This is a genomic window from Streptomyces cinnabarinus (genome assembly GCF_027270315.1).
Taxonomy (GTDB): Bacteria; Actinomycetota; Actinomycetes; order Streptomycetales; family Streptomycetaceae; genus Streptomyces; species Streptomyces cinnabarinus.
Genome location: NZ_CP114413.1, coordinates 314078 through 337264, shown reverse-complemented (window position 1 = coordinate 337264; position 23187 = coordinate 314078). Strand labels below are relative to the sequence as shown.

Sequence of the window (23187 nt, the reverse complement as noted above, 5' to 3'; positions counted from 1 at the left end):
GGTGGCGCGCGGCAGTCACATCGGGCGTCGGGCGGCGCACCTTCGCCGCCCCCGTCGGGCCGCCCTGTGCCACATCGTCCTTCTTTCACGATAACCCCAGGCCAGAGGCCATGCCCTGTCCAATGTTCAAAGGTCTGCGAGCACCGTCCGCGGCCCCAAATGCGCCTGTCACAAAGGACGATCAGACAACTCCCGCGCGCCCTTCCCCGGAGAGGGGGATCGTGTGCGGACTGCCGGCAGCGTCGTGCGTGACGGTGAGGACAGCCGTACGCTGCCCCGGCGCCGTCGGGACGAAGGTGACCTCGATGACGCACCGCTGCCCGGGCAGCAGGCGCCCCCGCCCACCACAACCGTCCCGAAGACGGAAGTCGCCGGAGTCCGCCCCGGTGAGACTCACGCCGGTGATGTCCAGCGCGGCCGATCCGGGACCGGACACCGTCACGGTCTGCGGCGGACTCTCCGAACCCACGTCCTGCGCACCGAAGTTGAGTGCGCCGGGGGTGATCCCGATGCCGGGTACCAGCCCCGTCCCGGACAGCGGCAGCCGGTGCGGTCCACCCACCGCATTGCTGGTGACGATGAGCTCACCGGTCCGCAGTCCGCCGCCAGTGGGCCGGAAGAGAACCCTGACCATGCACTCATCGCCGGGCCGGACACCCCCGACGCAGCCAGGACCGTTCACGAAGTCACCTGTGGTGTGCAGGGAGTTGACGATGAGGCGGGCATTGCCGGTGTTGCGGATCGTGAGGTCGCGCCGGTCCGTGCCGCCGGGCGGCCGCGCACCGAAATCCAGGGCGGCGGGCTCGAAGGACACCAGCGCTCCGGAACCGTTCCCGGACAACGGGACTTCGTACCGCAGGCCGTGGGCGTCGGTCATCGCGAGCACGGCGGACCGGCTGCCGAGGGCGGCCGGGGTGAAGGTCACGGCGACGGGGAAGGTCCCGCCCGCCGGTACGGGCTGCCCGGGTGGGGGAGTTACGTCGAAGTCGTCGTCGCCGGTCACTTCGGTGGTCCGTATCCCGACCGGGGCGGGACTGTTGTTGCGAAGGGTGACGGTCGCGGGAGGGGAGGGGGTCCCGACGGCCTGGGAGCCGAAGTCGACGCTCGTGGGGTCGAGTACGACGGCCGGGGCGGCGACCCCGACACCGCTCACCGGGATGCCCGGCGCGGGGCCCGGCTCATTCGTGACCAGAAGGAGCTCGGCGGTCCGCTGCCCCAAGTCCACCGGCCGGAAGGCCACTTGCACTCGGGTCGACTGCTCGGGCTTCAGCTCCGCCCGGATGTCGGGCCGCCCGTCCTGGTCGGCGAACGTGAAGTCGGCCGCGTGGGCGCCGGTGAACGAGGCGCCGGACAGGAGCAGCGCGGCGCGACCGGTGTTGGTCAGTTCGATCCACTGAGGCGCCCCGGACGTCCCCACGGGCTGCGGGCCGAAGGACAAGGACGCCGGGACAGCCGTGAGTTCGGGCTCGGCCACTCCCTCACCGGTGAGCCCCAACCACTGCCGACCGCCCTCGGCATCGGACTCCACCACGAGAACTCCGGTACGGAGTCCGGGCATACGGGGCCGGAACACCATGTCCACGTCGCAGCTCTGGCCCGGCGCCAGGCTGCGCGGACAGGGCGCGCAGCCGGTGCGTACGATCAGGAAGTCGTCGCCCGCGACGACGTCGGTGAGGGTCAGGGGTACGGTCGGCCCGGGATTGCGCAGGGTCACCGTACGAGGCGGCGACTGGTGCCCGATCCGGGTGACCGGGAAGGCGAGCCCGTCCGCAGCGGGTGGGTTGAACTCGAGCCGGGGTCGGACACCGGTGCCCGTCAGCGGGACCTCGATCGTCCGGTACGGAAGATCCGTCGACAGCAGCAGGGCGGCCTGATGGACACCGGCGGCGGTCGGGGCGAACACCACGTCGACGGCGCAGGTGGAACCGGGGGCGAGCGTGTTCCCGCACGGCGGCCGACGGCCCCGGACGAGGGCGAAGGCGGGGTCGTTCGTGTCGATCCCGCTGATGACGAGCGTGGTCTCGCCCAGGTTGCGCAGGGTGAGGGTCTGCGGCGCGCTGACGGTGCCGGGCACGGCGACGAAGGTGAGGCTCTCCGGCGTCAGCCGCGGCACGGGACGCAGGTCGAGGGTGCGCGGGACCTCCGTGTTGTCGGCCCGGTCGGTCGACCAGTAGGCGACCGTGGTCAGACCGGGCGCGGTGATGCTGAACCGGACCTGACGCTGCGTGCTGGTCCTGCGGGCCAGCGGCTGGGCGCCCGCGGCCTCGTAGGTCAGGCTCTAGAAGCCGGACAGTGACCCGGGGTCGGCTCCGTTCAACTCGATGGTGACATGCCCCGGGACGGGGTGGCTGACCGTGCGGGTGGTCGTCGGAGGGATCTTGTCGATATTGATCCGAAGCGTCCTCGGCAGTTCGCCGGCGCCGGATTCGTCCTCGGCGGCGTAGCAGAGCGTGGTGCTGCCCTGCTGGGTCACCTTCACGGTCGCGGTGGGTCCGGTGACGGTGGTCGGGTTGATGGGGTGGGCGCCGGTGGCGCTGAACGTGATCCGGGGTACTCCGCGGCCCGGGGCGGCCGTACTGGTCAAGTGGACCTCGACAGCGGAGTTGTGCCAGCCGGCCGCGTTCGGCAGCGGCGACATCCTGGCACCGGTGAGCAGACCGACCGGCGGCCGGGGACCGATGTGCACGGTGGCGGTCCGCTCCGCCATGTTGAAGCCGAGCACGCTGATCACGAGGTTCTCGCGCGCGTCGGCGAAGTAGTCGCCGGGCTGCAAGTCCTGGACGCGGCTCATCGACTGCCGTAAGTACGGCACGCCGTCGCGTACGTGACGCACCAGCACACCGGGCCGGTCGATGCCGCTGTCCCAGCCGGTGGCCTGCGGCATCCGCAGTTCCACGGCGTAGTACTGGGTGGAGGAGCCCAGCCGGATCCGGATGAGCCGGATACCGGGCGGCGGCTTGTCCAGCGCGCTGAGGGTGAATGTCGCGCCGCGACCGAGCGAGGAGAGGTCGAGCTTCTCATTGCCGCGGAACCAGCCGAGCCGGTCCTGGTAGACGCCGCACAGGGCCGGCCCGCTCTTGGCGAACCGAGGATGGGTATGGGTGGGCGACCTTCCGCCGAAGGTCTCCGCGCTCATGATGTCCCAGCCGTCGCCGTATTCGCTGAAGGCGGGCTCGTCACTGAAGGAGTGCGGCAGGCCGTAGCCGTGACCCATCTCGTGCGCGGCGAAGGTGTTGAACCAGGCTCCCGGATCGAGGTTGACGAGACCGAACTCCTGCTCCCCGTCACCGACTTTGAGCACCTGGCGCATCGAGGAGCCCGAGTCGATGGGCGCGTTGAGGAGGGCGATGATGCCCTGGAACGCGCTGAAGTCGACCGCTGTGTCGGCCGCTTCGACGCACGCGCGCACGAGATCCGTCCGGGCCCCGGGCCAGGTCCAGGTCCTGGCGGTGGCCAGCGACAGTTCGAGGGTGAACCATCCGAACACCGTCGACCCGGTCAGCGAGATCGCCCCGCCGGACATGTCCCGCCAGTAGTCGGCCATGCCCCCTTTTCCGGCCCCGGCCATCGTGAAGAGGTCCTCGAAGAACGGCGCCTCCTGCGGCTGGGCCGCGACATCGGAGAACTTGCACATCAGAACGGCCCAGGGCGTGGGGCCGCCCGGCCGATACACGGCGGCCTGCCCGCCCGCGGCCGATTCCGGCCCCGTCGAGTCCTCTGGCGGTACGGGAAGATCGCTCATGGCTGGCCCCCGATGCCTTGTCGGACTTCCCCGCCGGACAACAACTCCCCTGCCTCCGAAGCGCACCACCGCGCGGGAGGGCGGTCAATCCGACGCTTGCGAACGCGGCGTCCGCATCGGCGTCATGAGAATGACGGAGAGTGGGCCGAGCGGAGGGAATGTCAGTGCCGCCTGGCAAGATCGCGGTATGGCTGAATGCGTGGAAGACCTGTTGGTGGCCGGCAACGGATGGGCGGAGCGGATCCGGGACCGGGTGACCGGCCTGCCGCCGGAGCTGACCGCTCTGGTGCTGCACCTCGGGCAGACGGGGACGTTCTGGGACTGGCACTACAAGGTGGACGCCGCCTGGAAGCGTGAGACCAAGGCGCTGCTCAAGGCGGACGGCGGCCGGGAGTTGATCGCGGAGGGGATACGGGCCCTGGCGGCCGGCGGGTCGCTGCACGACTGCACCGACCCGAACATCACCTTGCAGGAGCTCTGGGCGATGTCGGACCCGTCCCCCGTCCGTGACCTGGCCAACGGCTTCGCGCTGGCCGCCGGTTACCTGGCCCGGGCCGCCTCCCCCGCCGAACTCGACGCCCTGGTGGCCGACTTGCTGATGGTGGTCCGCAAGAACGCCTTCGTGCTGGACGGCTACTACAAGCGCGACGACGAACTGGTGGGAGCTGTCTTCACCGCGCTCGCCGACCTGTCGGCCATGGAAACCCTGTGGATCCTGCACCGCGAGGTCCAGCCCGGTGCCCACTCCCACCGCCATCTGGCGAAGATGGTCAAGAAGACCGCGAAGCGTCTGGGAGTGCCGCCCCACCAACTGGAGGAGCGGACGATCCACACCCACGGCCTCGGCCCTGACGGCTCCCTGCGACTGGGCTGGAGGGGCCACGGCGCGAACTGGCTCAACATCCCGTACGAGGCCGTCATCACCGTCTCCGACACGGGCCGGGTATGCCTGGACTGGACGGACGTGGACGAAGGCGGGGCCGTCACCCGCACCTTCACCCCGTTCCGCTCGCCGACCGGCTTCAAGACGAGATACCTCTCCCAGAACGTCGACGTGACCCGTCGACAGGCCCGCACGATCGAGGACGCCCTGAGCGCGGAGCGCCGCCGCCTCAGGGCGCTACAGCACCAGTCGCGCGTGTGGCCGCACGAGGAGTGGGCGCGCTACTACCGCGACCACCCTCTCACCGGCATCATCGCCCGCGCGCTGATCTGGGAGTACGAGACAGCCGAGAACACATGGACCCCGGCCCTCCCCACCCCCGCCGGCTGCGTGACACCGGACGGCGGCACGATCAACCCCGCGGCCACGACGCGCGTACGACCGTGGCACCCCGACCGCGCAACACCCGCTCAGATCACGGCCGTTCGCACGCTCCTCACGGACCGCGGAATCCAGCAGCCCTACGATCAGACGACGGAAACCACCTGAGCCGGCCGGTCCTCACCCGTCCCGCTCAGGCAGGGAGGAGTAGCCGCTCGGACCCGGCGTCCGCCCCTCCGGAGGGTAGTCGCAGTCAATGCTGGAGATCTCGTAGTCGTCGCCCTCGCTCTGCTCCTGGTCGACGACCACCGCGGCAGTGCACACCCGGCCGTGCTTGTCGGTGAACGTGACTATCTCGCTGTAATCCGTCGGCTGGCTGCACCCCGTCAACGCCATGGCCGCCACACCGGCGACCACCACCACACCGAACCCCCACCGCGGCTTCATCCCTCGCCCCCTCCACACCCGAACCCACCAACACTCCGAATCCCACCGCCACCGAACACGCCCCGGCCGCCCGCCCGGTTCCGGGAGGACGACCTACGCCGCAGCGCACAGCCCGTCCAACTCGCCCGTGATGGCGCCCCGCAACACATCGTGCTGCGGGGCCGAGCCGGAACCGCTCGTCATGCCACCGGTCAGGCGGGTACAGCCACACCGGCTTGCCGACCGACTCGGTCGGCTCCCAGGCGAATCGAGGCCAGATATGCGCGTGCAGGAACGGATCCGTGTTCCCGAGGATCTCCAGATTGACCCGACGGAATCCGGGGTCCAGGCGCCGACAGGCTCGCTCCACCGCTTCACCGAGCCGGTCCATGTCGGACAGGAACGCCAGCCTCTTGGCCCTGGGCAATTCGGACAGCCGTTGAACGCCGGGCTCGTCCACGAGGAGAACCGAGTATCCCGGCAAGAACTGCACGTCGCCGATCACCGCGAACCCTGACTCAAGTCGTCGCAGCACCGTAGGGTTCTCGCCCCGCAGCGCGGCTCCGACCCGGTCCGCCCGCCAGTCCGTGACCATGGCCCCCGATCCAGGTGGGTACAAGTGCTGACACCAGCTTCCACCGAGTCCTCGGCCCGCACGCGGAGACGCACGTACCGTGTGCGGGCCCCGGCTTCAGCTCAGCGGATCAAGCGTGAGATACGCCTGTTGAGGGTTGCCGTCGTGGACGAGGGATTCGTGGTTGCCGACGTCGTCGAAGGCGAAGGCGTACGCCTTGCCGTCGGTCATCTGCGCGTGGATGACCCGCGCGTAGTGGTTGGTCACCGAGTCCCGGTAGAAGTTCGCCGACGAGGTGTCCGGCTGGTTGGGATTCGTCAGCAGGGTGGAGCGGTTGAAGCCCGCGCACAGGGTGCGTGAAATCGGCCCGCGTACGGCGTCGTTGGGCGCGTCGAGCAGTTTGTGGCAGCGGAAGATGCTGTCCGCGTCCGGCTTCTGGAAGCTGGTGACGACGGTGCCGGACCCATTGGTGAAGTTCATGACGTTGCCGGAGACACGGCCGTAGTACTTCGTGTTGGGCTGGTTGGCGAACGGTGTGACGGTCAGTGTCGAAGTGGTGTACCTCTGCCAGACACGGTTGACGTAGTCGTTCATCACGGACGCCGGGAGCCCACCGGTCTCCAGCCCGTGGCCGGGGGAGAGGACCCTCAGCACGCTGCCGTCGGGCCGGGTCTGGATCAGGTTGGCCCACCCGCCCGACTGGGCGCGCAGTGCGGCGAAGACGGCGTTGTACCCACCGGACTTGAGGCGTCCGGTGCTGATCGTCGTGCCGTCACCGCGCCGCACGCCGACCGCGTAGGGCGCCGAGAACATGTCCACCTGGGTGCTGTTGAGCCACAGCCCGCCGTCGTTGAGGGTGTACTCGGACCAGTTGAAGAGGATGTTCCGGTTGGGGTCGCTCGGATTCTGCACGGCCGGCTGCACCAGTCCGCCGGTGGTCAGACGGAAGTCGAGCTTGCGTCCGTAGGAGAAGTAGATCCGGCCCGAGAACTTCGGCATCCGGATCGTCAGCGACTGCCCGGCGGCCGGCCCGGCGATGGACGCGTCCGGCGCGGGAGTGGGCGGATTGCCTCCGGCGGGCCAGGCGTGGAAGGTGCCGTTCACATCCGCCCAGCCCTGCTGGCCGGTCGTGAGCAAGGTCCCGATGTTGTAGATGTACACCGGCTCGCCGCGACCACTGCTGTTCTTGATCGTCAGCGGAATGGTGGCCGGGACCGCGGCCTGCGACGGCGCCGCCCACATGAGCAACGTGCCCAGCAACGCGACCGCCGCGGCCAGCGCCACTAACGGGTGCTTGATTCTGTGGAGCATGCTCGGACCTCCGTGGGGATGGGAGTGGGGTTGGTCCGTACCTGCTTCTGAGAGCGCTCTCAGAGTTGCGCCGAGATGACGGCTTGTCAACGAGTGGGGCGTAAGCCGATTCATCCGGAGCGATGGCCCGGCATCCTCAACTGCCCGCCCCCGCCGCACCTTTCAGGCGGCAGCGACCGGCACATCCACGAACACGGCACCGATCTCCGCCAACCGCTCGGCGGCATGGGCGGCGTCGACCAGCGCCTCCGGCGCATGAATCCCCGGCAGCACCCTCTCCCCACGCAGCCCGATCAGCCGCTCGACACCGAGAGCGATCCCCAGCGCGGTGAGCGGCCGCTGCCCCGCCGGGTGGAGGAGATAGCGGCTCATGCTCACCGGCTCGCCGTGCGGAGAGACCCCTACGAGCTCGATACGGATCTCAAGGGACGGGTCGCCCCCGCGACGCCGCCCGGTTGACTCACCGATGGCGAGGGCGAAGCTGACCTCGGACGCGCCGGTGGCGTGGGCGAGGCTCGGCACATCGAGGATGGGGACCTTCCGGCCGGCCAGCACCCGGCCGTCGGACGTGGCCACCCCCTCCTCCGCGTCGGGCCCGTCGACCCAGGCGAAGACGCCGTTACGGCGCACCAGCCCGGCCGAGGTGACATTCCCCCACCGCTCCAGGTCCGCCACGCCCGCGGGCCCGCCGCTGTCCGCCTCGTCGAGCACGGCGCCCACCCGGACGGCATCGACGCGGCCGAACTCCCGCGCCTGGTCCAGTACGGCGAGGACGACGACACCGGCGCAGTAGTGACTGGCGAGCAACACCGGCGCGGCGGTCGCCCGCTGTGCGGCGCCGATGACTTCCGGCGCTATGTCGACCAGGCCGCTGGAGAGGCTGAGATAGGGCAGCTGATGCCGCTGGGCGTAGCTCAAAGCGTTGAGCCCGCTGTCCCACACCGCGGCCACGACCGCCGAGTACCGCTCGCCGGGCGGTAGCCCGAGATCGGCACGCGCCAGATCGACGGTGACGGCGGTCGCGGTGCCCAACTCGTCGGCCACCCGCCGTGCGCGACCGAGGTTGCGCCCCGCGATGGTCAGCGGCAGCTCGGGGTGCCACTGCCGAAGCAGCGCGGCGGCTCCCGAACCGGCCTGCCCCGAGCCGCCCAGGATCAGTACGGATTCCGTCGGTTCCACGATGAACTCCCTCCGCAGGGCCGCGGTTACGGCCACTCCCCAGCAAGCTACATCTCGTAGCTTACATTTTGTAGGTTACGTTTTGTAGCCTAATCTCGGAGAGTGAGGCAAGGGGGTGCGAGGCAAGGGAGGACGATGGCGACCACGACGCCCCGGCTGTCCAGGCGGGCCAGACGGGAACAACTGCTCGATGCCGCGACGAGCCTCGTCCGAGGCCAGGGCACCGACGGCCTTACCCTCGTCACCCTCGCGGAAGCCGCGGGAGTGAGCCGACCGATCGTCTACGACCATTTCGGCACCCGTCCGGGCCTGCTCCGAGCCCTCCACGACCGCCTGGAGGAACGCCACCGCGCCGCGATCACCCAGGCCCTTGAGGACGCGCCGGCCACCGCGCCCGACGTCGCCCGCGTCATCGGTACGGCGTACTTCGCGTGTGCCACGGACATGCCCGAACTCGCCGCCGTGACGGCCGCGTTGAAGGGCGGCGCGGAGTCGGAAGCGACCGACGACGACCTGACCGACGGCTACACGGACTTGATGACCGCCACGCTGTCGCCGTACACCGACCTCCCCCGCGAGGCCCTCCGCCTGCGCTGCACCGCCCTCCTGGGCGCGGCCGACGCGATCGCCGACGAACTGAACCGGGGCCGCACCACGTCCGAGGAGGCGGTCGCGGCCCTGACGGAACTGATCCTGGGCGGCCTCGGCGCGCGGGGGTAGCGCCGGCAGCGCTCCATCCCGTGAGGCGGGCAGGGGCCGAGGTTCACGAGCGGTCGCCGAGGCCGCCGTCTGACACGGGTCTTCGAGCGGAAGCCAGGAAGCCGGAGCCTTGCGTGCCATAAGCCACGGGCCCGGCACCGGATTCCGGCGCCGGGCCCGTGAGGCCATGGGGCGGTCCTACGTTGCCGGGTTGCGGCGGGTGGTCCGGCGGTCGGAGCCGCGGGCGGCGTTGCCGGTCGCCCCGCCTGCCGTTGTCCGTCGGCCGGACCCTCGGGTGGCCTTGGCGCCACCGTCGGCTGCCGGACGGGCCGCCGATCGGCGGTCGGAGCCGTGGCCGGTCGCGGTGCCCGCACCACCGGTGGAGCCGTCCGCTCCCACTCGCCGGGCGGAACCGCGCCTGCCGTTCGCCGTGGCCGTGCCGGTGGCCGTCGCCTCGCCCGCGGCCCTGCGGTCCGAGCCCCGGTTCCCGGTTCCGCGAGCGGCGCCCGCCGTCGCTCCGGCCCGGCTTCCGCCGCGGCGGCGGGACTGCTTGCCGGGCTCGGTGCCGGGCTTCCGGCTCGCTCGGGACACCGTCGGTGCCGCCGGTTGGGGGACCTCGATGGTGACGGGCACGCCGGACGGCTCGCGGGCGCCGGTGATCGTGGCCAGCTCCGTGTCGCTCGACGTCACGCGGGCGGTCCGGGGACGGATGCCCGCGTTCGACATGAGCTGGGTGACATCCCGCTTCTGGTCGGGCAGGACCAGCGTGACCACGCTGCCTGAGCCACCGGCGCGGGCGGTGCGGCCACCCCGGTGCAGGTAGTCCTTGTGGTCCGTGGGGGGATCCACGTTCACCACGAGGTCGAGGTCGTCGACGTGTATACCCCGGGCCGCGACGTTCGTCGCGACCAGCGCGGTGACCTGGCCGTTCTTGAACTGTTCCAGGGTGCGGTTCCGCTGCGGCTGGGAACGGCCGCCGTGCAGTGCGGCGGCACGCACGCCGACCGCCAGGAGGCGCTTGGTGAGCCGGTCGGCGGACCGCTTGGTGTCGAGGAAGAGGATGACCCGGCCGTCCCGCGCTGCGATGCGCGTCGTGACGGCCTTCTTGTCGGTCTCGTCCAGGACGTGGAGCACATGGTGCTCCATCGTGGTCACCGCACCCGCGGACGGATCCACCGAGTGCACCACGGGGTCGGTCAGGAACCGCTGCACCAGACGGTCGATGTTGCGGTCCAGGGTGGCCGAGAAGAGCATGCGCTGGCCGTCGACCCGCACCTGCTGGATCAGCTTGGTGATCTGCGGCAGGAAGCCCATGTCGGTCATCTGGTCGGCTTCGTCCAGCACCGTGATCCGGACGTCGCCGAGCGTGCAGTCACCACGCTCGACCAGGTCATTGAGCCTGCCGGGAGTGGCCACGAGCACTTCGGCGCCGCGCCGGAGGGCGCCGGCCTGCTTGGTGATGGACAGCCCGCCGACCACGGTGGTCATCCGGAGATTGACCGCCGTCGCGTACGGGGTCAGCGCGTCCGTCACCTGCTGCGCGAGCTCGCGGGTCGGCACCAGCACCAGGGCCAGCGGCGCCTTGGGCTCCGCGCGCAGCCCGGCCGTACGGGCCAGCAGCGCGAGCCCGAAGGCGAGGGTCTTGCCGGAGCCGGTGCGACCCCGTCCGAGCAGGTCACGTCCGGCGAGCGAGTTCGGCAGCGTGGCGGCCTGGATGGGGAAGGGGGTGGTGACGCCCTGTGCGGTGAGCGTCTTCAGCAGTCCCGCGGGCATGTCCATACCGGCGAAGTCCTCGACGGCGGGCAGCGGGGGCGTGGTGCTCTCCGGCAGCCGGAATTCCCTGGGGGTCGACGGGGACGGTGAGGGGGACGAGGTGCGCCGGTTCGGCTTCTGGGACCTGCGGGGCATGCAGCTAATTGCCTTCCTGGAAACAGCACAAACCGGGGTCCGCACCAAGACGGTGCGGACCCCGGCAGAGCGGATACGCGTCCGGGCGATCAGGCGGGGACGATGTTCTCCGCCTGCGGGCCCTTCTGGCCCTGCGTGACGTCGAAGGAGACCCGCTGGCCCTCGTGGAGCTCACGGAAGCCCTGCGACGCGATGTTCGAGTAGTGCGCGAAGACGTCGGGGCCGCCGCCGTCCTGCTCGATGAAGCCGAAACCCTTTTCGGCGTTGAACCACTTCACGGTTCCCTGTGCCATGACCTTCTCCTTCTGTAGGCAGAGGCCCCATCCGGAGATGCCGGAAAACAAATAATGCGCCCGATGGATAAACATTCCCGTCAGGCGCACATAGGTTCATGGGTACCACAACTGCAACACCAAAACGTTACCACAACTCGATCGACCACGGCGGATCCCCGGACGGCATGCGTAATGCGCATGGCTCATGAGGTTTGCGAGGTAGAGTCGCCGCTGTGGGTATGAGTCTGGATGATCGGGTGCGGTCCGCGGTGGCCGCGTTGTTGCACGCGACCGGCGAGTCGCAGACGGAACTCGCAGCCGCTCTCGGCGTGAGCCAGGCTCAGGTGAGCCGCCGTCAGTCCGGCACCGCCGCATGGAGTCTGGCGGATTGTGACGCGGTCGCCGCGCATTACGGCATCGACGTCCTTGACCTCATGGCGGGCCCGACCCGGGCCTCGGAAGCCCTGCCCCAGGGCCGCCGCCGAGCGACGGCACGCCAGACCGGCTCGGTACGTCCCGCGGCCGCACAGGACGGGGGAGCCTGGTGACGGACTTCGACGCGATCGACGCGCTGCTGGCCGAGGCGAAGAAAGAAGCCCCGCTGCCACCGGCCGAGGAGCGACGCGCGCTGCGCGAGGGGCTGAACGTCTCCCGCGTCCAACTCGCCCAGGTCCTGGACGTCAGCCCGTCGACGGTCGCGGGATGGGAGTCCGGACGCGAGCCCGGCGGGGAAGTGCGCGAGAAGTACGCGTACTTCCTCAGCGGTGCCCGCGGCAAGCTGGCGGAAGCTGCAGCTCTGGTCGAGGCGGATGAGCCTCCGGTCGAGGCCCCAACGGACGACGGTCAGGAATCCGGCCAGGACGACGACGGTGAGACCTTGGCCACACCGGAGCCGTGCGTGCTGTGCGGGCAGCCCGCGCGTCATCAGGTGGCCGGGTTTCCGCAGCACCTGGACCCCGCCGAATGCGGCGGCGCGGAGCCCGTGCGGACCGCGGAGCCCGCGCGTCCGTCGACCCCCGAGCCCCGTCGGCCCGTACCCGCCGAGGAGCGGGACGCCCTTCCCGCGCGCGGCGTGAAGGTGGTTCCCGTCGGCCGCCGTCTCAAGACCGCCGACGCTCCGGACCTGATCGGGTCCGCCGTCGCGGCCGTCCTGGCGGAGCACTCCGGCGATGTGGACGCGGCGACAAAGGCGCTCGTCCGGCGGGCGATCCCGGACGCGATGGAACTGCTGGACCACAGCCGCAAGGGCGGCCGCTACGACGTCGTCGCCCACCCCTGGCTGCCCGAGATCCTGCGCAAGCAGACCGCCCGGAGCGCCGACCAGATCTGGGAGGCGCGCCCCAAGTGGGCCCGGCCCGAACTGGCGCCGGGGGAGCACGAGGTGACCGCCCTCGACCTCAACGGCGCCTACCTTTCCGCGCTCAAGACGCACCTGCCGCTCGGCCAGCTGGAGCACTCCACCGGCAACCACCACGACCGCCGCCGCGCCGGCGTCCACCTGATCACCCCGCCCGACTGGGACCACGACGCGTATCTGCCGAACCCGGTCGGCAGCCGGGACGAGCCGGGCCCGCTGTGGGTGACCGAGCCGACCCTGCGCCTGCTGCTGCGCTGTGCGAATCCGACGTACGGGCTGTGCGACCCGCCGGAGATTCACGAGTCCTGGACGTCCGGGGCCACCGAGGGGCTGCTGGAGAAGTTCCGCGTCACCCTGAAAGACGCCCGCGACCGGGCGATCACGCAGGGCGATGAGGTGACGCTCGAATACGTGAAGGCGATGTACTCGAAGTTCGTCTCCACGCTGGGGGAATCGAACTACAACCGCGAGCTGTACCGCACCGACTGGATGCACCTCATCCGCTCCCAGGCCTTCGCGAACCTGTGGTGGAAGGCGCACCGCGCCTACGACCAGGGCCTGATGGTCGTCCGTGCGATGGGCACCGACGAACTGCACGTCGTCGGCGACTGGCGCGCGGTGTTCGACGAGGGGCGCGGGGTCACTCAGGTGAAGGTCAAGGACGTTTACACCGTCGGGACGGAGAGCACCGACTGAACCGGGCCGCGCGAAATGCGGGCAGCCTCTTGAGCGGCGGTAAATCCGTTAGCATGTGCGTGCGTTGGAATGGCCCTGCGCAGGAGAATCCCGCCGGTCGGTTCGTGGAGCGAGGAGACGAGAGTGCCGGACAGGAATATCGAGTTCGGTAAATTTGGCGCCAGCGGTATCAAGGGATACGAAGCCGCGGCCCGCCAGCTCGACTCACTCGCCGGTTTCATCACCACCCCGCTCACGACGCGGCGCGGTCTGCTCGCCCGACTGCACTACCTGACCCGCACTCCCCACGCCCGCCAGGCGGCCCGCGACGCCGGTCTCACCGTCACCGACCGCACCCTTCAGGCGTGGCTGGAGGGGCGGCGCAACCCGTCGAAGAGGAACCTGGACAAGGTCGAGACCGCGTACCGCACGGTCCGCCGTCACAATGTCGCCCGCTACCTCCTGGCGCGCCTCAACCGCCAGGGCCGCGGCACCCGCGTCGAGTTCCACCCCCTGAACCAGTCCCAGGTCGACCGGCCGCGCCAGCGTGTGGTCTCCTTCCGCACGCTGAACGTCCGTCACTGGGACCGCATCGTCGAGGCATGGGCCGCCGCCGATTCCGAGGCGCTGGACGCGGCCTGGGTCAGCGACGCCACGGCGGATCTCGGCTCGGAGTGGGGCCAGTACGAGTACGTCACCAACATCGGCTTCGCCGCGTAGCCTCACCCGGTAACCGCACGGTCAGCCTGGAGGCCCCGATGGACGTAGTACTGAGGGAAGTGCGCGACACCGATCTGCCCGTCTTCTTCGCCCACTCGACCGATCCCGAGGGGCTTCGGATGGCGGCGTTCACCGCCAAGGACCCGTCCGACCGGGCCCGCTTCCAGGAGCATTGGGCACGGATCCGCCAGGACCCGGCGATCATCGTGCGCACTGTGATCGGTGCCGACGACGAGATCGTCGGGCACGCTTCCGTGTACGGCCCGCCCGAGGAACGTGAGGTCACGTACTGGATCGGGCGCCCGTACTGGGGCCGAGGAGCAGCCACCGCCGCCCTGAGGGAACTCCTCCGCCTCGCGCCGGAACGCCCGGTGCACGCCCGCGCGGCCGCGGACAACCTCGGCTCCCTCCACGTCCTGCGGAAGTGCGGCTTCGTGATCACCGGCCAGGAACGGGACTTCGCCAACGCACGAGGCGAGGAGATCGACGAGGTGCTCCTCACCTTGCGCGACTGACCCCGAGCGCCGCCGCTGCCCAGGGCCGAGCCGTCGCGACGAGGTTTGACAAACGCGCCTACGTTTCCACGGCACCAGGTCTAAAGCAGGCTGAGTGCCTGCATCGCATCGCGCTCGATGCGCGAGAGCTCGTGGAGCATGGAGCCGGCCTGCGTGAGGTTCTTCGCCTCGCCGGATTCTCCTGCTGCCGCGATGAGTGCGGCCACCTGTGTCCAGAGGGTGGCGGCCTCGGTATACAGGCTGTGGCCGGTGCGCAGGTGGCTGCTGCCGATCACCTGGGTGCACTCGGCGAGGAAGTCCCGGTAGAGATTGCGGAACAGGGCGCCGCCGGTGCCGGCTCTCTCCATGAGGACGGCGGCCCGTGGCAGGTCCTCCCGCGGATTGTCGCTGCGCTGCAGCCACTTGGGCACTTGCTTGGCGGTCTTCTCGATGCCCCGGTGGCCCAGGTTCGCGATGGGCGGGTTCAAGAAGGCGTCGGCACAGGTCCTGATCGCGGGGATGATCCGGTCCTGCGGTGTCCTCAGGCCGCTGGACACTGTGATGGTGAAGGAGCGGTGCTTGGCGGTCATCGGGCCGCGCTCGGCCCTGGCCCTGGCCAGGCCGGCGAGACTGGTGGTGACAGCTCCGCCCTGCGGGTCGGTGTCCACCAGGTGGGCGTCCTGTTCGTCGTAGCCGTACATGGCCACGACGTGGCCGCCGAAGTGCACCTTGTTCGTGAAGTAGTCCAGGTGGTAGCTGTCGAGCTGAAGGGCGACCGGCCGGCCGGCGTCGATGGGTGCTGCCACGTTCTGCCAAGCCTTGCGCGGGGAGGTGGTCTCCTCGACCAGCAGCTCAAGTCCGAGTGCGGCGGCCAGGTTCCTGGTGAGCTCGAACGGCTTGACCCGACCTCCCAGGAAGGGAAAGCCCATGCCTTTGCTGTCCCAGTAGATGAAGGACAGCCCGGAGCCGAGCCCGAACAACATGGGCTCGGACAAGTCGAGTCCCTCGTGCCGTAGCAGCACGCCCAGCGCCGTCGTCTCGCAGTGCTGCATACCGCGGGCCTCGATGTCTTTCACCATGGCCATGTCGCTCATTCTCCGCCGCACAGGCCCGAGGCTTTGCGAGCGAGCAGCTGAATCTCCCGGAACTGCCGTCGGTCAGTGGGCTCGGGCTCCCGAACCACCCGCGCCACCTCGGCCAACCCCGTCTCCCGCAGCATCGCGGCGAGATGATCGGGCCACCAACGGTAGGCCGGGGCAACCGTGTGATCGAAGACCTGGGTCGGGTGAGACGCACTCTCGCTGGCCGAGAAGCCGATCAGGAGGTGGCCACCAGGAGCCAGCACGCGGTTGAACTCAGCCAGGATGGCGGGGATTTCCCGCGGCGGAGTGTGAATGATCGACCAACGCGACAGCACGCCGCCCAGCGCGCTGTCAGTGATGTCCAACGCGGCCATCGACCCTAGGTCGAACCGCAGCCCCGGATAGGCCTGCCGAGCCAACTCAACCATCGCGCGAGACGCATCGACTCCGAACGCGGACAACCCCAACTCGCCGAGATGCGCGGTGACATACCCAGGCCCGCACCCCAGATCCGCGACCTGCCCGCCCTCACCCACAACCTCGGCGAACACACCCAGCATCGCCCGCTCCAGGGGCCTGTCACGCAGCGAGTCCCGGAACAGCTCCGCGTACGTGGAGGCGACATCGTCGTAGGCCTCGCGGGTGGCACTGAGCACATCGTGGTCAACCATGCTCGCGACAGTACTTCCTGGCACTGACAGGGCTCACTCCCCGCGCATCAGCAGCAGATCCTCGCCCCAGGCATCGAGGGTGGGGCCGTGGCCGGATTCGCGGGCCGCGGTTTCGACTTGGGTGAAGAGGCTCTGCTGGAGGGGTGCGTCGCTTGTCGATGTGATGCGTGCGATCTTGTTCAGGAGGGGATCCGTTTCCCATCCCGGCAGGGGGAACCTCTTCAGTTCCCACTCCAGGTATTTGTTGTAGGGCCTAGGGCGACGGTCCAGGGCGAACAGGAACTCCAGCAGGAAGCCCAGGCTGTCGGACGCGTCGAGGTGGGCGGCGAGTGGGTTGCCGTCGCGGGCGTTCTTGATGGAGCGGTAGAGGGAGTTGGCGTAGGCGTCGAGCCAAGCGGCCGCCGCCGCGGTGGCCTCGTCGTGGTCGCGTCGGCCCTTGGCGGCGATGATCTCGGTGATCTCGCCGTCGAGTCGGTCGATCACCACCTGGGCGCGGGACAGCGCGTAGCGCTCGTGGCCGTCGAGCGCACGGAACCGGTCGAGCGTGATGACGATGGCGTCGAGTTCCACCGAGCGATGACCGTCCAGGTCTGAAAGACGGCTCTGCGCACCTTCTGCGACGACGACGTACACATCGCGGTCCGAGTATTCCGTCGCCATCCCGTCGTGAGCGTGGGAGCCCTTCAGGACGAGCCCCACGACGGCCGGGTCGCTGCCGGCGTGGTCGAGCAACTCCGCATACGTCAGTTTCGCCAACATGCCTTGATCTCCAGTGAGTTGAACGGACTGAACACACCGATCAGCCCTCCCGTCCCACCGACGTGAGGGCCGTCACTCCGTTGGCCGCGGTCGCGGCCCTGAGGATCAACGCACGGTCGGCATGCTAGTCGTTGGTCACCAGCCTCTGCGTACCGTGGCCTTGGGGCCGGTCACCAGGCTCGCCGACGGGACGTCATCGGCGACGACCGCGCCGGCGGCGATGACGGCGTCCCGGCCGATGCTGACGCCGGGCAGGATCGTGGCACCGGCGCCGATCCACACGTTCTCCGCCACGTCGATGGGCGCGCCGGTGAGATACAGTCGCCGTTCCTCCGGGTCGACCGGGTGGCCGCTGGTGATGAACGTGACCTTCGGACCGACCATGACGCGAGCGCCGAGCCGGATGCCGGCGTAGTCCAGGAACGTGCAGTTCTGGTTGATGAACACGCGCTCGGCGAGGTCGAGGCGGAGGCCGTGGTCGGTGTAGAAGGGCGGATAGACGGTGACTCTCGGCGGCAGCGGCTTGCCGAGGATCTGCTCGAACAGTGCCGCCTTTCCTGCCTCGTCGTCGAAGGGCAGGATGTTCAGGCGGGAGGTGAGTTCGGTGACCCGTAGGACCCTTTCCGCCATGGCCTTGAACTCGGCGCTGTGGATGCGCATGAGACGGTCGCCGGACATGCCGCGGCTCCTTGCTGTCGTAGCGGTGATGGGCTGAGTCGCGTCACCAGGACGGCCGCCACACCGGCTCGGGGAGCTTGGGCAGGCTGTCGAGGTGGGTGAGGATTCCGCGGAGTCCCGGATGCGGGTTCGTCCTGGGGAGGAGGAGCGAGAGCGGGTAGGCGAGGGCCGGGTTGACGACGGGGATGCGGCGCAGGTCGTGGCGCGGCGGCCAGATGTACCGGTCGCGGGCCCCGACGAGGGTGGCCACGTCCGCGGAGTCCGCGAGGGTGTCCAGGAGTACTTCGTCCCCGAAGTGCGGGCCCGCCGCGTCGATGCGTAGATCGAATGCGGTGGCGAGCTGATCGTAGAACTCCGCCCATTCGCTCATGGGCGCGATGCCCGGCACCCAGATCCGGTGCTTGCGCAGTTGCCGCGGCGTGAGCTTTCGCTCGGAGGCGAGGGGATGTCTCGGGCCGACGAGCAGTTCCAGCGGGGAGTCGAACGCGTGGATCATCTGTACGTCGGGCGGCAGCGCGGCCGGGTCGGTGACGGTACGGAACGAGGCGTCGACCTCGCCCGACGCGACGGCTGCGACGGCCATACGCGGGTCGCTGACCCGGAGGGTCACGACGTCGAGGTCCGTTCCGGGATGCGATCGCCAGTACTCGTGCAGGACCACGGCCTGCGCACTCCGCAGTCCGAGTACGTCGATCCGAAGCGCCCGGGAGCCCGGGCGCACCGCGGCGATCGCGCGCTCGACCCCCGCGACGAGGCTCCGCGCATGCGGAAGAAACGCCTGCCCGTCGAGCGTCAGCTCCACGCCCCGGGCGGTACGACGGAACAGCCGTACCGCCAGCTCGCGCTCCAGCGCGGCGATCCGCTTGGACACCGCCTGCTGCGTCACGCCCGACTCATCGGCCGCAAGCTGAAACCGCCCGAGTTCGGCGGCCCGGACGAACGATCGCAGTGCCTCGGTGTCCACGGGTGCACCCTAAGCGGGCACAACCAAAGGTTGTGGGTCACCGCGGACGGGTTGCGTCAGGCGTCGAGGCGTTCCGTATAGGCCTCGGTGGGCGGAGCCGGGACCGGACTCGTCATGCCCGAGGACCAGAACCCCGCCGTGCCCGGGACGGGCGTGATGTCGTTCAGGTACGGAGCCGGCGCCGTGCCGCTCGGGCCACGGACGATGACCCAAGTGCCACCGTCGCGCCGTAGATACGTACTGCGGCTCTGGTCCCGGTAGTTCCAGCCGCAGATCCAGGCCGCGCGGCCCTGGGCGTCGGCCGCGATGCCGCTGAGCGCGCCGACCGTGAATCCGGCCTCGACCCGTGTCCAGGCCGTGCCGTCCCACTGCGCGAGCGCGGGGTTGCCGGGACGCCCCGGCGGTCCGCCGATCCCCGCCTCGGTGCCCACCGCCCAGACATCGCACGGACCGGCCGCGTGGACGTCGGCGATGCCCAGCCGCAGACCCGTGATCGGCGGCAGTACCGTCCATGCCCCGTTCCAGCGGGCCACCAGCCCGGACCAGCCGCCCCCGCTCGCCTGATCCCCGCTCACCCAGACCTCGCCGGGCGCACGCCAGACGACCCGGTAGAGGTTCGCACTCGCCACCGGCAGCGGATCCAGCCACCGCCAGCCCCGCCTGCCCCCGTGCAGCAGCCGAAGGGCGCCCCCCCCGGCTGCCGCAGACCCAGACCTGCCCGCCCCGACCGACCGCCACCGCGCTCAGCCGCAGGTCCGGTTCCCCCTGCCCCGGAAAGGCGACCTCACCCCAGGTCGTACCGTTCCACCGCAGCAGCGCGCTCCCGCCCCCGGCACGCTGACCCACACTCCACGCGGCATGGGCGCCGACACCGGCGACATCACTCAACCGCGTGAGCTCCAGGGGCGATACGTCGGCCTTCGACCAGCCACCGCCGTCCCACACCATGGCCAGTGCCCGCGCCCCGCCGGCTCCGCCCAACTGCTCCTCACCGACAGCCCACGCCAGTTCAGTCCCGGCAGCGGCGATACGGCGCAACTGCGCCGGAGGAGTACTGCCGGGTGCGGGCACGGCCTGCCAGCCCTCGGCCCGGGGCACCGGGGTGACACCCCGGGCCGGATCAGGTCCGAGCGCGACCGCTGACAGTGTGCCGATCGCCCCGGCCACAAAGCGCCTTCGTCTCACGGGCGGATCCCTTCCGGTGCATCGCTCGGACAGAAGGGACCACGGTGAACCGGCACACCGAAAAGTTCTAGATACACGCATGACAAAGCACAGCGGCCGACCGAAAGGCGAAGCACCGGTAGCCCCGCGATCCGGCTCGGTAGCGTGGCGATCACGCGGACTGGGAACTCCGGCAGGCGTCCATGGCGGACGTCGATGCCGTGGCCGAACTGCGCGCGGTGGTGCTGCGCGCCGATCTCGAACAGCTGGGGCGGTACGACCCCGTCCGGGTGCGGCAGCGACTGCGGGACGGATTCGACCCTGCCCATACCTGGGTGATCGAAGTCGGCGGAGCCTTCGCCGGCTGCGTGGCACTGCGACCGGCCCAGGACGCGCACTGGCTGGAGCACTTCTACCTGGCCCCGCACCTCCAGGGCAGCGGGCTCGGTTCGGCCGTACTGCGCCACCTGCTGGAGCGCGGTGACCTTGCCGGTGCCCTGATACGACTGAACGTGCTCCAAGGCAGCCCTGCCCGCCGCCTGTACGAACGACATGGCTTCAGGGTCGAATCCGAGGACCTGGTCGACGTCTTCATGGCACGCCGGATCAACAGCGCGAGCTGGGAAAATGGTGTGCCGGCCGATGGGGCACGGTGATACAAAGCCGGGCGTGGAAAAGACTTTGGAGTTCCCCGTACTGCTGCGGCTGATCGACGAACGGGCTGAGGCCTTCCGAGCCGCCGTCGCCGCCGCTCCCAGCCTCGACGCGCAGGTGCCGACCTGCCCCGAATGGACACTGTTCGATCTCGTGCAGCACCTGGGCGGAGTGCACCGCCGCTGGGCCGCCAACGTCGCCGCGGGACCGGCCGACGGTCCGGCCACGCCCGCCTCGGAGGGAGCGCTGGTCGCGCCCCGGGAACGCGAGGCGCTGCTGGCCTGGTCGGCCGAGTCGACGAGGCTGTTGCAGAGCGCGCTGCGCGAGGCCGGACCGGATCGCGGTTGTTGGACGTGGTGGGGTGCGTCGGAGTCGCCGCAGACCTCCGGCGCCGTCGCCCGGCACCAGGTCCAGGAGGCCACGGTGCACACCTACGACGCCCAAGTCACCCTGGGCGCCCCGCAGCCGCTGCCGGAGGAGGCGGCACTCGACGGTGTCGACGAGTTCCTGACCACCTGCTGCGCCACGACCAGTGCCTGGCCCCACCAGCCCGCCGCCGTCGACTTCCACGCCACCGAGGGCCGCTCCTGGCGTCTCTCGCTCTCCGCCGACGGCGCGGGGAGCACCCGCCTTTCCACGTCCGCCGCCGTTCCTGCCGCGGGCCCGGACACAGCCACTGCCTCCGCCCGAGCCACGGCCGGTGAACTGGTCCTCACCCTGTACGGCCGCATTCCGGTGGACTCCCTGAAGATCGACGGCGACCGCGTCCTCTTCGACCTGCTCGACGCATGGGAGCCGGACGAGTAGGACGGCGTCGACGTGGCCTCCGCTACAGCGTGGACAGTTCGGTGACGAGGTCGTCCAGGCCGAGTGAACCGAGTGAGAGCGCGGCCATGTGCCATGCCTTGGCGTCGAACCGGGTGCCGTGTCGCCGCTGCGCGGCCGCCCGGCCCCGGAGCCAGGCGCGTTCGCCGAGTTTGTAGCCGATCGCCTGCGCGGGCCAGCCGAGATACCGCATGACCTCGCTCTCGACGAAGTCCTCGGGGCGGCTGCTGTAGCGGCCGAAGAACTCCAACGCCCGCTCGGGTGTCCAGCGTTCACCCGGCCGGAACGGCGAATCGGCCGGGATCGCCAGCTCCAGGTGCATACCGATGTCGACGACGACCCGCACGGCCCGCATCATCTGCTGGTCGAGGTACCCGAGGCGGCGCTCCGCGGTCCCCAGGAAGCCCAGCTCGTCCATGAGCCGCTCGGCATACAGGGCCCAGCCCTCGCAGTTCGCGCTGATGCGCCCGACCGTGGTCTGGTAGCGGGACAGTTCCCCGGCCACGTGCAGCCACTGCGCGCGCTGGAGGTGATGGCCGGGCACGCCTTCGTGGTACCAGGTCGACACCAGGTCGTGGGCGGCGAACGAGGTGTGCCCCAGCGTCGGCAGCCAGGTGCGGCCCGGCCGGGAGAAGTCCTCCGAGGGCTGGGTGTAGTACGGCGCCGCCACACTGCCCTCCGGGGCGATGCACGACTCCACGCGCTTGATGCGCTCGGCCAGTTCGAAATGCGTGCCGTCCAGCGCCTCGATGGCCTCGTCCATCAGCGCCTGGAGCCAGCGGCGGGTCTCCGCCACGCCCGTGATGCGCTCACCGTGCTCATCCGCCCAGGCCAGCGCCGCCCATGGCGAGGTGGCCCCGGGCAGTACGCGGTCGGCCTCCGCGCGCATCTCGGCCAGCAGCCGGTGAAACTCCGACCAGCCGTAGGCGTACGCCTCATCGAGGTCCAGGTCCGCGCCCGTCCACAGCCGGGAGAAGCGGGCGTACCGTTCCCGCCCCACCACCTCCGGCGCGCCGACGACGGCCGGCGCGTACACACCGGACAGCCAGTCACGCAGGGCGGCCAGACTCCGAGTGGCCTGCGACGCGGCCTCCGCCAGCTCCGGACGCAGTCCCGGCGGACCACCGGCGGCGAACCCGGCGAACCAGCCGCCACTCCCACCCTCCATCCACTGCGTCAACTGCCCCACCACTGCGGTGACTTGGCGCGGCCCCGCAGGTAATCCACGGTCCATCCCCTCGGCCAGTGCGGCCCGATAGCCCTCCAGCGCGGCTGGTACCGCCCGCATCCGCCGCCCGATCACCTCCCAGTCCCGCTCACCCTCCGTCGGCATGAGGGTGAACACCCTGCGCACCTGCTGCACGGGCGAGTCGATGGTGTTGACCTCACGCATTCCCTCACCTGCCTCATACATCGACAGCTGGGCCGTCAGCCGCTCCCGCAACAGACGCGCGCACCGCCGCTCCGGGACGCTATCCGCGCCCGGCAGCTCCTCGGCCGCGGCCAGCCGCTCCAGGGTCCGACGGGCCAGGTCGGCCCGGGCGGCCTGGCCGGCGGGGGAGTAGTCGGGAAGCGATTCGGCACCCTTCTCGGCACCCAGGAGCGTCGCGGTGACGGGGTCGAGACCGATCAGCTCGTCGACGTAGGCATCGGCCAAGCGGCGGGGCAGGGCGGCGGTATCCGCAGACGGGGCGGGAGGACGGTGAGTCATGAGATCCATCCTTACGGCAATGAGGTCTGGCGGAGGCCCCGGAGATCTCGTCGAC

22 protein-coding genes and 1 pseudogene are annotated in these 23187 nt (G+C 70.1%); 8 read left to right on the top strand and 15 right to left on the bottom strand.

From position 1 onward, the window contains the following. Positions 1-181: 181 nt before the first annotated feature. Positions 182-2113 carry a choice-of-anchor D domain-containing protein gene (locus tag STRCI_RS01570; RefSeq protein ID WP_269656961.1) on the bottom strand — a complete coding sequence of 644 codons (1932 nt, stop codon included), beginning with the start codon at positions 2111-2113 and terminating at the stop codon, positions 182-184. A 165-nt stretch (positions 2114-2278) separates the two neighbouring features. Next, a complete protein-coding gene (locus tag STRCI_RS01565; RefSeq protein WP_269656960.1) occupies positions 2279-3742 on the bottom strand; it encodes a metallopeptidase domain-containing protein in 1464 nt (487 codons plus the stop codon). A 187-nt stretch (positions 3743-3929) separates the two neighbouring features. On the opposite strand from STRCI_RS01565, the gene STRCI_RS01560 reads away from it, so the two are divergent. Then, positions 3930-5174, top strand: a complete 1245-nt coding sequence (locus STRCI_RS01560; protein ID WP_269656959.1) for a DUF4132 domain-containing protein — start codon at positions 3930-3932, stop codon at positions 5172-5174. A 12-nt stretch (positions 5175-5186) separates the two neighbouring features. Here STRCI_RS01560 and STRCI_RS01555 read toward each other — a convergent pair whose 3' ends face one another. The 4 genes and pseudogenes from STRCI_RS01555 to STRCI_RS01540 form a co-directional block, all read right to left on the bottom strand. Further along, on the bottom strand, positions 5187-5453 hold the full coding sequence (locus STRCI_RS01555) for a hypothetical protein (RefSeq protein WP_269656958.1): 267 nt from the start codon (positions 5451-5453) through the stop codon (positions 5187-5189). Between the two features lie 93 nt (positions 5454-5546). Then, positions 5547-6027 (bottom strand): annotated as a pseudogene (locus tag STRCI_RS01550) (HIT family protein). Positions 6028-6123: 96 nt separating this feature from the next. Further along, on the bottom strand, positions 6124-7317 hold the full coding sequence (locus STRCI_RS01545) for a glycoside hydrolase family 64 protein (protein ID WP_269656957.1): 1194 nt from the start codon (positions 7315-7317) through the stop codon (positions 6124-6126). A 162-nt stretch (positions 7318-7479) separates the two neighbouring features. Then, positions 7480-8496, bottom strand: coding sequence for a saccharopine dehydrogenase (locus tag STRCI_RS01540; RefSeq protein WP_269656956.1), 1017 nt, complete (start codon positions 8494-8496; stop codon positions 7480-7482). A gap of 135 nt (positions 8497-8631) precedes the next feature. Between STRCI_RS01540 and STRCI_RS01535 the strand changes: the two genes are divergently transcribed. Beyond that, a complete protein-coding gene (locus STRCI_RS01535) occupies positions 8632-9216 on the top strand; it encodes a TetR/AcrR family transcriptional regulator (RefSeq protein WP_269656955.1) in 585 nt (194 codons plus the stop codon). Between the two features lie 177 nt (positions 9217-9393). Here STRCI_RS01535 and STRCI_RS01530 read toward each other — a convergent pair whose 3' ends face one another. Next, entirely contained in the window at positions 9394-11103 is a 1710-nt protein-coding gene (locus STRCI_RS01530) for a DEAD/DEAH box helicase (RefSeq protein ID WP_269656954.1), read from the bottom strand. A gap of 89 nt (positions 11104-11192) precedes the next feature. Beyond that, on the bottom strand, positions 11193-11396 hold the full coding sequence (locus tag STRCI_RS01525) for a cold-shock protein (protein ID WP_269656953.1): 204 nt from the start codon (positions 11394-11396) through the stop codon (positions 11193-11195). A gap of 221 nt (positions 11397-11617) precedes the next feature. Here STRCI_RS01525 and STRCI_RS01520 point away from each other — a divergent pair, with 221 nt between their 5' ends. From STRCI_RS01520 to STRCI_RS01505, 4 genes are all read left to right on the top strand, one after another. Continuing rightward, complete coding sequence (locus STRCI_RS01520; protein WP_269656952.1) at positions 11618-11926, top strand: helix-turn-helix domain-containing protein; 309 nt, start codon at positions 11618-11620, stop codon at positions 11924-11926. Then, positions 11923-13431: a helix-turn-helix domain-containing protein gene (locus STRCI_RS01515; RefSeq protein ID WP_269656951.1), complete on the top strand. Its 1509-nt coding sequence runs from the start codon at positions 11923-11925 to the stop codon at positions 13429-13431. The genes STRCI_RS01520 and STRCI_RS01515 overlap by 4 nt, the downstream gene beginning before the upstream one ends. A gap of 123 nt (positions 13432-13554) precedes the next feature. After that, positions 13555-14130 carry a transcriptional regulator gene (locus STRCI_RS01510; protein ID WP_269656950.1) on the top strand — a complete coding sequence of 192 codons (576 nt, stop codon included), beginning with the start codon at positions 13555-13557 and terminating at the stop codon, positions 14128-14130. Positions 14131-14168: 38 nt separating this feature from the next. Then, positions 14169-14645, top strand: a complete 477-nt coding sequence (locus STRCI_RS01505) for a GNAT family N-acetyltransferase (protein WP_269656949.1) — start codon at positions 14169-14171, stop codon at positions 14643-14645. Between the two features lie 80 nt (positions 14646-14725). Here STRCI_RS01505 and STRCI_RS01500 read toward each other — a convergent pair whose 3' ends face one another. The 6 genes from STRCI_RS01500 to STRCI_RS01475 form a co-directional block, all read right to left on the bottom strand. After that, positions 14726-15709 carry a BtrH N-terminal domain-containing protein gene (locus STRCI_RS01500; RefSeq protein WP_269656948.1) on the bottom strand — a complete coding sequence of 328 codons (984 nt, stop codon included), beginning with the start codon at positions 15707-15709 and terminating at the stop codon, positions 14726-14728. A gap of 5 nt (positions 15710-15714) precedes the next feature. Further along, positions 15715-16377, bottom strand: coding sequence for a class I SAM-dependent methyltransferase (locus STRCI_RS01495; protein ID WP_269656947.1), 663 nt, complete (start codon positions 16375-16377; stop codon positions 15715-15717). A gap of 33 nt (positions 16378-16410) precedes the next feature. Beyond that, positions 16411-17136 carry a hypothetical protein gene (locus STRCI_RS01490; RefSeq protein WP_269656946.1) on the bottom strand — a complete coding sequence of 242 codons (726 nt, stop codon included), beginning with the start codon at positions 17134-17136 and terminating at the stop codon, positions 16411-16413. Between the two features lie 135 nt (positions 17137-17271). Then, complete coding sequence (locus STRCI_RS01485) at positions 17272-17814, bottom strand: DapH/DapD/GlmU-related protein (RefSeq protein WP_269656945.1); 543 nt, start codon at positions 17812-17814, stop codon at positions 17272-17274. A gap of 43 nt (positions 17815-17857) precedes the next feature. Next, positions 17858-18778 carry a LysR family transcriptional regulator gene (locus STRCI_RS01480; RefSeq protein WP_269656944.1) on the bottom strand — a complete coding sequence of 307 codons (921 nt, stop codon included), beginning with the start codon at positions 18776-18778 and terminating at the stop codon, positions 17858-17860. Between the two features lie 56 nt (positions 18779-18834). Then, complete coding sequence (locus STRCI_RS01475; RefSeq protein WP_269656943.1) at positions 18835-19407, bottom strand: hypothetical protein; 573 nt, start codon at positions 19405-19407, stop codon at positions 18835-18837. Between the two features lie 738 nt (positions 19408-20145). Here STRCI_RS01475 and STRCI_RS01470 point away from each other — a divergent pair. Next, the gene (locus STRCI_RS01470) at positions 20146-20598 is read left to right on the top strand and encodes a GNAT family N-acetyltransferase (RefSeq protein ID WP_269656942.1); all 453 of its coding nucleotides are present in this window, start codon (positions 20146-20148) and stop codon (positions 20596-20598) included. Between the two features lie 13 nt (positions 20599-20611). Next, the gene (locus STRCI_RS01465) at positions 20612-21403 is read left to right on the top strand and encodes a maleylpyruvate isomerase family mycothiol-dependent enzyme (protein WP_269656941.1); all 792 of its coding nucleotides are present in this window, start codon (positions 20612-20614) and stop codon (positions 21401-21403) included. A 22-nt stretch (positions 21404-21425) separates the two neighbouring features. Here the strand turns inward: STRCI_RS01465 and STRCI_RS01460 are convergent, their stop codons facing one another. Next, positions 21426-23132: a DUF885 domain-containing protein gene (locus STRCI_RS01460; protein ID WP_269656940.1), complete on the bottom strand. Its 1707-nt coding sequence runs from the start codon at positions 23130-23132 to the stop codon at positions 21426-21428. Positions 23133-23187: the final 55 nt, after the last annotated feature.